This window comes from Pedobacter sp., assembly GCF_035317785.1.
Classification (GTDB): Bacteria; Bacteroidota; Bacteroidia; order Sphingobacteriales; family Sphingobacteriaceae; genus Pedobacter.
In genome coordinates, this window is the sequence record NZ_DATHGC010000171.1 from 1 (window position 1) to 11,497 (window position 11,497).

General features: G+C 44.1%; 7 protein-coding genes. 5 read left to right on the forward strand and 2 right to left on the reverse strand.

From position 1 onward, the window contains the following. Positions 1-2,743: SusC/RagA family TonB-linked outer membrane protein (locus VK541_RS10595; protein WP_324369817.1), on the reverse strand; the 2,743-nt coding region annotated here is incomplete at its 3' end. 450 nt (positions 2,744-3,193) lie between these two features. On the opposite strand from VK541_RS10595, the gene VK541_RS10600 reads away from it, so the two are divergent. Further along, positions 3,194-4,180 (forward strand): glycoside hydrolase family 43 protein, encoded by a 987-nt coding sequence (locus VK541_RS10600; protein ID WP_324369820.1) that lies wholly within the window; start codon positions 3,194-3,196, stop codon positions 4,178-4,180. 8 nt (positions 4,181-4,188) lie between these two features. Continuing rightward, the gene (locus VK541_RS10605; RefSeq protein WP_324369822.1) at positions 4,189-4,770 is read left to right on the forward strand and encodes an RNA polymerase sigma factor; all 582 of its coding nucleotides are present in this window, start codon (positions 4,189-4,191) and stop codon (positions 4,768-4,770) included. Between the two features lie 28 nt (positions 4,771-4,798). Here VK541_RS10605 and VK541_RS10610 read toward each other — a convergent pair whose 3' ends face one another. Next, positions 4,799-5,668: an alpha/beta hydrolase gene (locus VK541_RS10610; RefSeq protein ID WP_324369824.1), complete on the reverse strand. Its 870-nt coding sequence runs from the start codon at positions 5,666-5,668 to the stop codon at positions 4,799-4,801. A 116-nt stretch (positions 5,669-5,784) separates the two neighbouring features. Between VK541_RS10610 and VK541_RS10615 the strand changes: the two genes are divergently transcribed. From VK541_RS10615 to VK541_RS10625, 3 genes are all read left to right on the forward strand, one after another. After that, positions 5,785-6,969, forward strand: coding sequence for a FecR family protein (locus tag VK541_RS10615; protein ID WP_324369826.1), 1,185 nt, complete (start codon positions 5,785-5,787; stop codon positions 6,967-6,969). 313 nt (positions 6,970-7,282) lie between these two features. Further along, positions 7,283-10,621: a SusC/RagA family TonB-linked outer membrane protein gene (locus tag VK541_RS10620; protein ID WP_324369828.1), complete on the forward strand. Its 3,339-nt coding sequence runs from the start codon at positions 7,283-7,285 to the stop codon at positions 10,619-10,621. A gap of 41 nt (positions 10,622-10,662) precedes the next feature. Further along, the coding region (locus tag VK541_RS10625) for a RagB/SusD family nutrient uptake outer membrane protein (RefSeq protein ID WP_324369830.1) at positions 10,663-11,497 on the forward strand (835 nt) is incomplete at its 3' end.

Sequence of the window (11,497 nt, forward strand, 5' to 3'; positions counted from 1 at the left end):
TGAAGACTTTGTTGCCATACTGGTAGGAAAAGAACAGGTTCACATCAAAGCCTTTGTAAGAAAAGTTATTGGTCAGTCCGCCGAAGAAATCCGGGATCAGGTTGCCCATCAGCTGTCTGTCGGCGGTCGTCACTGTTGTACCTGTGGTGCCGTCGGCATGCTGGAATATCGCATCACCGGTCTGCGGGTCCACGTACAGTTGTTTGTATAGCCAAAAGCTACCCAGCGGTGCGCCTTCTTCTGTACGTCTGTATTCCCGGGCCTCAAATGTGATCGGGCTCACCAGCTTTTCTGCCCGGTTCACATTTCTGGCAATGTTAAAATTAGCCGTCCATTCGAAATTTTCTGATTTGATGATGTTTCCGTTAATGTTCAGCTCTATCCCCTTGTTGCTCACCTCTCCCGCATTGGCCAGGGTACTGGAATACCCGGTGGACTGCGGTACAGGCAGGTACAATAAAGCATCTGTGGTGTATTTGTAATAGGCATCCAGATTGATGAACAGTTTATCTTTGAACAAACCCAGATCAAGACCCAGGTTATAGGTTGTGGTTTTTTCCCATTTCAGATCAGGATTTTCCAGTTGTGCCGGAGCTACGCCGGGTTTAGGTCCGCTGGTTAGATTGTCAGGATATGCCGCGGATCCCGACCAAAGACCCAGGGCAGCATAATCGTTGATGCCGTTCTGGTTACCTGCTGAACCTGCACTTAGTCTGAGTTTCAGCTCAGAAATGGTTTCTACGTCTTTAAGAAAGGACTCTTGTTTTACCCGCCAGGAAGCACCCACACCAGGGAAATATCCCCAGCGGTTGTTGGCTCCAAACTTAGATGAGCCATCGGCCCTCAGTACAGCTTCCAGGAAGTATTTGTTGTCCAGGCTATAGTTTAACCTGCCAAAGAAAGAAGCCAGGGTAGATTTGGACCTGCGCTGATCTGCTGTACGCACCGAAGCAGCCGAGGTCTGCTGAAAGGAATTGTTGGGAAAACCCTGTCCGACTGTCTGTGAGATCTGGATGTCGGTGGTCTGAATACTGTTACCAAACAATGCGGTAATGTTTTGTCTGGCATTTAATGCTTTGGTATACGAAAGTGTTTGTTCGTTCAAAAATATGGTACTGGTGGTATGCACATCTTTTCTGTAGCCGAGCGGGTTGGGCGCTCCGCCGATGATCGTCTGATCGTTAAAGAACTCACGCTCATCGTAGGAATTGTAGTCGAGTCCGACCGAGGTCTTAAATTTTAGTCCGGGTATGATGTCATACTCCGCAAACTGGTTGCCGATGTACCGGATACTTGTGGTAGAAATGTTGGTGATGTCTGTATTGGTCAGGTTGTCTATGTTTTCATAGATAGAGCCCCTGGCTGGTGTGCCGTCTGTATTGAGGAGAGGTAAATAAGTCGGGTGGTGCAATGCAGCCAGTAAATGTCCCGCCTGCTGCCCTGCTCCGCCCCTTACCTGCTGGCGAAAGGTCCTGTAGGCACCATTGCTGGAACCCAGTGTGATCTTGTCGCTGAGTTTACTGTCAAGGTTCAGCTTAAAACTTCCCCGCTGGAAATCAGCAGGTTTTAGGATCCCTTCCTGGTCGGTATAACCGGCGCCAATATTGTAGCGGATCTTTTCGCTTCCGCCCTGGATACTGAAATCATAATTACTCACCTGTGCAGTTCTGAACACCCTGTTCAACCTGTCGTAGGTCTGCTGGTCTTCCGGGTTTCCGCGGCCGGGCACACCATTGATGATTTCTGCAGCCGGACGAAATGGGCGATTTGCATAAGTCTGATTCAGGCTCGGCTTGTCTATACCGGAATTGATCCACTGTTCATTGACCAGGGCCGCATGTTCCGGTCCTGTGGTCAGTTTCCAGAGCCTGTCCGGATCGGCCTTTTGCCAGCCATGTGAAATTTCCAGGTTGTATTTTGTACCTCCGGAATTGTAATTGCCGCGTTTAGTGGTGACGAGAATAACGCCGTTTGCTCCCCTTGAACCATAAATGGCTATGGCACTGGCATCCTTTAGGACTTCTATACTTTCTATGTCGGCAGGATTGATATCCGCCAAAGGCGAAGTTCTTTTGCCTCCGAGATCTAAGGTAGAGAGTGAATTGTTGTTGACAAAGACACCGTCGATAACATATAATGGTTCATTACTGGCGTTGATGGATGCGGTACCGCGTACCTGTACTTTCACCCCTTCGCCTGGCGATCCGGAATAAGTGTTGACCTGTACGCCTGCAGCCCTGCCCTGCAGCTGGGCGTCAAAGCTGGCTACCGGAACCTGTTTGGTTTCAACGGCACTGATCTTGGCAACCGAGCCAACAATGCTTTTGCGGGTCTGGGTACCATAACCAACGATAAGCACGTCGTTGAGCTGACTGGAGACTTCTTTGAGTTTTACTGAAATCGGGCTTCCATTGGCAACAACCTCTTTCTTTTCATAAGAGACATGCCGCAGTTCAAGGGTATAAGGAAATTTCTGCCCGGTGATGAAATCAAACCTTCCGTCTTTGTCCGTTTGTACGGAGTGTGTGGTTCCTAATATGTGAACACTTACACCTGGGATACCTTGTTTGGTGAGAGAATCTACAACCTGACCTTTAAGGGTGGAATTGATGAGTGGTATTGTTTGTGCGTTTGAAAGGAATGGCAATAATAGTAATATTACCATACTGCCGGCTAACAGCAGTGTTTTTTTAAACAAGGAGCCGGTACCAAATACGTACCTCCCCTTTTTAAAATTTTGCATAACTTTAAAAAGTTTTAATTAATACTAATCTATTGTTGAAACCAAGGGTCTTCAGTAAGGGATTGGCGTTTCGTACTGATTACCCGAAAATAAAGGCAGGATCTGATCCTGTCTTTATTGTTATATAGCTGGAAATGCTATTGCATGGGACAGCAACAACAGGAAGTCAGGAACTGGAACTTCTTAGATGAGGGCGTAAATTTTTCTTGGTGGCGGTGTAGAATTTGTTTCATCTGTCTAATTATCATTTATACTTTCTGCAACAAATGTAAATGCATTTTTAGTAAAAACAAATTAAATCTATCTATTTAGTAGATTATTATTGCTAAATGGCTTTAATTACCCTGTAACTTCATTTTTATCGTCAAATAGTTCCTTAATAAAATAATAACTGATATATTGGCGGTTCTAAAACCTTGCTAAAAACAAACCGCATTTATTAATTTTTTAATGATGAAACCATACCTGCTTTTACTCTGCTTTACCTTCACCGGTCTCTCGCTGTCTGCACAGGAGAAAGCCGGCAAAAAAAACTCTGGTAACCCGATTTTCCCTGGCTGGTACGCAGATCCGGAAGGTGCTATTTTTGGAAAGGAATACTGGGTCTACCCTACCTATTCGGCTAAATATGAAGAGCAGGTTTTTATGGATGCTTTCAGTTCAAAAGACCTGGTCACCTGGAAAAAACATCCAAACATACTGGAAAAAGCCAATGTCAAATGGGCAAACAAAGCCATGTGGGCGCCATCTATTACTAAAAAAGGCAGCAAATATTATCTGTTTTTTGGAGCAAACGATATTCAGAATGATAATGAGACTGGCGGCATAGGCGTGGCAGTATCCAATAAACCTCAGGGCCCTTTTATAGACCACATCGGCAAGCCACTGATCGATAAGTTTCACAATAAGGCACAGCCGATCGACCAGTATGTGTTTAAAGATAAAGACGGACAATATTATCTGTACTATGGCGGCTGGAAGCACTGCAATGTGGTGAAACTGAGTGATGATTTTAAAAGCGTCGTGCCATTTGCCGACGGCACTTCTTATAAGGAGATTACCCCGGAAGGTTATGTGGAAGGGCCTTTCATGTTCATCAGAGAAGGCAAATATTATTTCATGTGGTCTGAAGGCGGCTGGACAGGCCCAAATTATTCTGTAGCATATGCCATAGCCGATTCACCAATGGGGCCTTTTAAACGCATTGACAAGATCCTGAAACAAGATCCTTCTATAGCAACAGGAGCTGGCCACCATTCAGTAGTCCAGAATCCTAAAACAAAAGATTACTTCATCATTTATCACCGCAGGCCATTGGGAGAAACCAATGGAAATCATCGTGTGACCTGTATTGACAAGTTGGAATTTGATGAAAACGGACACATTAAACCAGTAAAGATCACTTTTGAAGGAGTAGCTGCAAGCCCTTTAAAATAAAGGGATGCATGGGGCCTGACAGTTTATATGATACAGAAGATACTGAGCTGCTCGCGAAGCTCAGTGAGGGCAGTAAACCTGCTTTTGACATGCTGTACAACAGGCATTGGAAACAGGTCTTTAATGCAGCTTATAAGCGGTTAAATGATGAACAACAGGCTCAGGACATCGCCCAGGATGTATTTGTACAACTTTGGATCAGGGGTACCAAATCACCGATAGAGAACCTTTCTGCTTATTTACAGGTTGCAGCAAGAAACGGCGTTTTCAAACATTTCGAGAAACAAGGCAAACTGTCCGTGCTGCCCGATGCGATTGAGGAGGTAACAGATGAGCATGACCGTGCGGATGCGGGAATGCTGCACCAGGAATTTTTAAGATCGTTTAATGAACTGGTGGAAACCCTGCCCCAGCAGCAGCGCATCATTTTCAGGATGAGGTTTGAGGAGGACCTGAGCAGTCAGCAAATCGCGGATCAGCTCGAGATCTCTCCTAAAACCGTTAGGAACCAATTGGGCAGGGCGCTCACAACGTTAAGGACTTCGCTCCTTGTGCTGCAGTTTTTATTTATGCTATACCCCGGAAGGTAATTTTTCCGGATCTCATCAGATGAGCAGATTAAAATTGATGAAAAGCATCTGAAACAAAGCCCAGTACTTTCGGCAATGACCCCCTCCAATAAGTCCAGGTATGTCCGCCATCGCGCACACGGTATTCATGAGGTACTTCTTTCTTGCGCATGGCGATGTGTACTAAAGCATTGCCTTCAAACAGAAAATCATCATCACCGCAGTCAATATACCAGCGCACTGCTTTTTTCTGATCATCAGGCATGTTATTAACTAACGCCAGTACACTCTGACGGTTGTAATAGTTAGTGACCGCAGAATCAGCCACGTTAGGATTGTTCCTCGTCAGCGATTTTTTAGCATCTTCTAAACTAAACGGACCTGCGGCTGCACTTAGCGGGCAAGCCGAAGAGAACATTTCCGGATGGTGAAGGGCATAAACAAATGTGCCGCCGCCGCCCATGGATAAACCAGCGACCGCACGCGAGCGTTTATCGGTCTTGGTACGGTATTTCTTTTCAACAAAAGGAATCAGTTCTTTGAAAAAGAAGTCCTCATAATTCCAGTCTCCTTTAACGTCGTTGAAATAACCCCTGCGACCGGTATTTGCATCAGGCATGACAATGATCATGGGCGTTGCTGTACCATCTGCTATGGCTTTATCGCTGATATTTAATACCTCACCAAACTGCACCCACCCGGTCTGATCGTCGCCCGATCCGTGTAACAAATATAACACAGGGTAACTACGGCCCGAGGTTTCGTAATCAGGTGGCAGGTAAATGGCATATTTCCGTTCGCTTTTTAAGATTTTGCTGGGCAGGACCAGGTTGTCGTAGACCTTACCGATCTGGGCAAATGACGCGATAGGCCCCAGTAATAGCAGCGTTGCAGCTGTCGCAAGTAGTTTTTTCATCATGTGGTTATATTGGTTTGACCAATAGCTGAAGCTGCTGGTACAATAAATTTAATATATATTTTCAATTCGAGTGGGCTATTTTCAAATTTCAGACTCATATAGGTATAAAAGGGATAATGAGAGACTTTCATAAACAACATTTTCTAGAGATATTAAAGAAATACAGGAAAAATATTGCTTCAGCTGAGGAAATTAAATTCCTGGAAGCTTATTACGATGTATTTGAAGCAAATGAACCGCTCATTAGTAACCAAAATGAAGCGGACTTCGTTTATTTGAAAGAAAACATTAAAAAAGAAGTTGACCGAAAGATCATTCGTCCAAAAGGAATAGTAAAAAAAATAAGCTGGCTAAAATACACGGCAGCAGCAGCGGCCGTTCTGGTGTTACTTTCTCTTTCCTGGTTTTTCTTTGCAGGTAATAATGAAACTGACCAGGTTGCAAGAATTGACAAAAATATAAGCCCAGGTGGAAACAAGGCCACACTGACACTTGCAGGTGGACAAATGATCATACTAAATGATGCAGCAACGGGAGAAATTGCACGCCAGTCAGGGATCAGCATTACTAAAACTGATGATGGCCAGATTGTCTACAGCGTAGCTGCGGGGGATGGTGAGGTCCTGCAAAACACCATTGAAACGCCAAGAGGCGGGCAATACAGGGTTATCCTGCCTGATGGCACCAATGTATTGCTAAATGCAGCATCTTCACTGGCCTACCCTACCGCATTCAAAGGTGCTGAGCGCTTGGTGCAACTCAACGGCGAAGCTTATTTTGAAGTGGCGAAAAATAAAAATATGCCATTCAGGGTAAGATCAGGGGGACAGACTGTCGAGGTGTTGGGTACACATTTCAATATCAACGCTTATGAAGATGAACGCTCCATAAAAACAACACTAGTTGAGGGTTCCGTTAGAGTTTTTTCCTCCAATGCCTCAAGTCTGCTTTCTCCCGGCCAGCAGGCTGTGCTTAGCAGAAAAGGAGACGGAATTATTTCTATACGCAATGTAAACCTTGACAAAGAGACAGCCTGGAAAAGCGGCATGTTCTCTTTTGAAGATGATGATATTAAATCCGTAATGCGCAGTATCGCCCGCTGGTATGATGTAGATGTTAGTTATAAAGACGATATGTCTGATATCGTATTCTCAGGGGAAATCTTCAGGACGGCAAGGCTCTCGGAAGTATTTAAAATATTGGAACTCAACAATGTTCAACTGGATGTCCATGGTAAAACCATCATTGTTTCTTATGATGATGAAGCCCAAAAGACGCCGGCATCTAAAAAACAACCTTAAAAAGACAAAAAGAAATCATCACTGCAAAATCAATATATATCAACCCTAAAAACCAAAACCAACTAACTGATTATTTCACAAAAAAAAGATTCTGATGATAAGAAAGCTACAATAGATCAAGAACCACAAAAAAGATTTGACTAAAAAACCGGAAGTATCTCACCACTCCCGGTTTTAAAAAAAGGTCAGCAGCCAGATGTTGAGACCGGGCTGCTATTTATTCACTTAATTCTATTCCAAAAGTATGAAATTAACTTTTCTTTACAACCCCGTATTTTCGATGCGGAGGGTAAAGTACAAATTCCTAATAGTGATGAAATTAACTGCTATTTTATTACTGATCGGCACCATGCACCTGGCTGCCGCTAGCTATTCACAAAGTGTGACCGTTTCCCGGAAAAACACCACTCTGGAAACGGTGCTCAAAGACATTAAGGAACAAACCGGCTACCTGTTCTTTTACAGTGGTAAAGTGAACCTTAAAAAGCAGACGCTGGATATTGAATTAAAAAATGCTTCTCTTGAAGGAGCTCTCCAGGCAATTTTGGCCAATCAGAATCTGATTTATAATATTGTCGACAAGACGATCGTAATCAGGAACAAAGAAGTGAATCGTCTGTCAGGTATGCAGATCGACAACATTATGGTGTCAGGCTGGGTAATTGATGCTGAAACGCAGCAAGGCATACCAGGTGTCAACATCTCTTCTAAAACCATTAAGACTCTCAGCGCACGAACCGACAATCAGGGAAATTTCAAATTTATGACCCAGGTTGGTGATGTTATTATCTTCAGTTATGTCGGTTTCAAACCTAAGGAAGTCAACGCCGGCAATGGGACACCACTGCTGATTTTACTTGAAGCCGATGTAAAGACCATCGACAATGTCGTGGTCACAGGTTACCAGACCATTAAAAAAGAAAGTTATACTGGTAATGCAATCACCATGACAGGTGCAGAGCTAAAAAGGATAAATCCACAAAATCTTCTGGCCAGTATTGGGGCATATGATCCCTCATTCAGGATCGTTCAAAACAACCTTGTTGGTTCAAACCCAAACAGAATTCCTTCGATCAATGTAAGAGGTTCCTCTGCCCTGCCAAGCGGGGATGGCGAGGTATTGAGGCGTGATGACTACACCAGCGGAACCAATATGCCTGCATTTATGCTGGATGGCTATGAAGTGAACGTGCAAAAAATATTTGACCTGGACATCAATAGAATTGAATCTGCTACGCTATTGAAAGATGCAGCGGCTACAGCTATTTATGGTTCGCGTGCAGCAAATGGCGTTTTGGTGATCACGACCAAGGCACCCAAAGCAGGAAAGCTAAGGGTAGACTATAATTACGAGCTCAATGTGACCGGTGCAGATCTTTCAGGCTACAATGTGTTAAATGCAAGGGAGAAGATGGCGTATGAACTGCAGGCCGGAATCTATGATGGAGGGCACGAAAAAGTGTCGCAGGACTACCTTAACGAGTTGTATTACCACAATTATGCTAATGTAGTGGGCGGCGTGGATACCTATTGGTTATCACAGCCTGTGCGCACTACGGCCGGACAAAAACATGCCGTAAATGTTGAAGGGGGTTCTGAAACTTTCCGGTATGGCGTTGATGCGCGCTACCAGACACGCCCTGGTGTTATGAAAGGCTCATCCAGAGATCAGTATTCGGGAGGTATGAACTTTGTTTATAACCTCAATAAATTTCAGTTCAGGAATGAGTTAACTGTGATGCAGGTAAAAGCAACAGAATCACCATATGGCGATTTTAAAGATTATGTCAGAATGAATCCTTATTATCCTATGACGGACGCCAGCGGCAGATATCTTCAAGTCATAGATGCCTGGCAAAAAGAAGACGGAAGCTACTCCAATGTATACAATCCCTTATACAATGCCCAACTGAGCAGTTTCAACAGGAATGGTTATTCTGAGATCATTGACAATCTTTCTGCTGAGCTGGAAGTCGCCAAAAACCTGAAGTTGAGGGCACAAATGAGTTTAACCAGCCGTTCATCAACAGACGACAAGTTCATCTCACCACTGAACAGTAAATACTACGAGTACGCCACTGATAAGATCGAGGAAAAAGGAGAATACTACAACGGTCAGCGGAAAGAAACCTTCTGGGACGGGAACATCAGGTTAAACTGGTTGAAACAGCTGGGCGGAAGTGCTTTCAACGTTCTTGGATTGATCAACATTAGAAGTGAGGTTAAAGATGGCAAAGATTTCACTGCAGTTGGCTTCGCCAACGATCGCTTTACCAGCATCGGTTTTGCCAAAGGTTATGCAGAACTGGCAAAACCAAATAGTCAATACGAACAATCCCGGTTATTCGGTTCCTTATTATCCACCAATTACTCCTACAAGAACAAATACCTGGCGGATGCAACCATCAGGATTGATGGATCTTCCAAATTCGGTGTCAACAATAAACTTGCTCCATTCTGGTCGCTTGGCGTCGGCTGGAACCTGCATAATGAAGCTTTTCTGCAAGGAAATAAGATCATTAGTCAACTGCGCCTGAAGGCTACTACAGGCCTCACCGGATCGGTAGAGTTTTCTCCGTACCTATCCAGAACTACCTACCAGTACAATACCGGAAACTGGTATTCGACAGGTATTGGTGCGTCGGTCAACAACTTTGGAAACCAAAATCTATCGTGGCAAAAAACACGCATGACAGATTTCAGTATAGATCTTGGACTTTTCAAGGACAGATTGATGTTGCTGCCAAGGATCTACAGGAAATTTACAAAGGACATTCTTGCTGACATTACCATACCGCCTTCCACAGGATTTCTTTCCTACAAGGAAAACCTGGGTGATATGGAAAACAAAGGTGCCGAGTTGGGCATCCGTTGGGAAGCCCTGCGCAAGCAAGATTTTTCTATCAACCTTAACGGCAGTTTTGTGGCCAACAGAAATAAAATCTTAAGGATATCCAATGCCTTGAAGAAATATGAAGACAGGGCCAACGAAGTGCAGACCGAAAATCCAACACCCGACAAACCGGGTTACAGGGGCATACCCCTTCTGCGGTATAGAGAAGGCCAATCTATCAATACCATCTATGGCGTGCCTTCGCTGGGGATCGATCCTGAAAACGGTCGCGAGCTTTATGTAAAGCGTGACGGAACCCTCACCTACGATTATGACCTGAGAGACTACGTACCAATCGGAAATCCTGACCCCAAGGTGGAAGGTTCATTTGGGGGATCATTCAGATACAAAAGCTGGAACCTGTTCACCAATTTCAGGACCTATTTTGGCGGTCAGACTTATAACCTCACCCTGGTTCAGCGTGTGGAGAATGCAGATGCGAAATACAATGTAGACAGACGCGTATTTGAAGAAAAATGGAAACAATCAGGCGACCATGTTTTCTATAAAAACATAGCAGACCTTGGTGAGACCCAGGTAAACTCAAGATTTATTCAAGACGATAATCTGCTGAATCTGGAAACCCTGCAACTGTCATATGATCTGAATCAAAAATTCGCAAAAAGGTTATCGATGACCAATCTAAATTTTACGTTGACCGCCAACGACGTGGTTCGCTGGTCCTCAATTAAAGAGGAACGGGGAATTGATTATCCTTTTGCCAGGAGCATCACATTTGGAATAAGGGCCGGTTTTTAGGCTTGTCAATTATTTATATGGATATTATAAAATATAAGAATATGAACAAAATATTATTAATCGGTCTGATTCTGTTCACAGGATTATTCAGTTCATGTAAGAAATGGCTGGATGTTCAACCGGAATCGGAGATTGCTGAACCTGTACTGTTTTCAACAGAAAGCGGATTTATGGAGGCGATAAATGGAATCTACAATAAAGCGAATACGGAAGAACTATATGGTAAGGAACTTACTTTTGGGACTCCTGAAGCACTCGCACAAAATTATTCTATGCGGGATGATGGTCAGGACTACAGACAAACAACCCTTTACAACTACAATGATGGCGATTTCATTAAACGCAAAGACAAGATCTGGGCCGGCCTCTATTCGTCCATTGTCAATTGCAACCTGGTACTCTCCAATGTAGATGCAAAGAAAAATCTATTTACAGGTGTAAATTACCAGATTGTAAAAGGAGAAGCACTGGCTTTAAGGGCATACATGCACTTTGACCTGTTACGCCTCTTTGCTCCGTCTTACCTGAGTGGTTCTGCTGCACAAGGCATTCCTTATGCTACAAAATACACAAAAGACCCTACACCTATGAGCACCGTCTCGGCGGTAGTGGATTCGCTAATCAAAGACCTGGAAGCAGCCAAGAAATTATTGGTCGTTGACCCAATCAGAAGCTCAGGGTACAGGGTAGGTTACCCAACAGTAAAAGATACGACCATTACTACAGAAGAAAAATCACCTTTGCTCTTTCTTCAAAACAGAAGGCACCGCCTGAATTACTTTGCTGTGTGCGGTGCCCTTGCCCGGGTTTATCTTTACAAAAATGACAAATCTAATGCGCTCCTCAATGCAAAGGAAGTGATCGATTCCAAGAAAT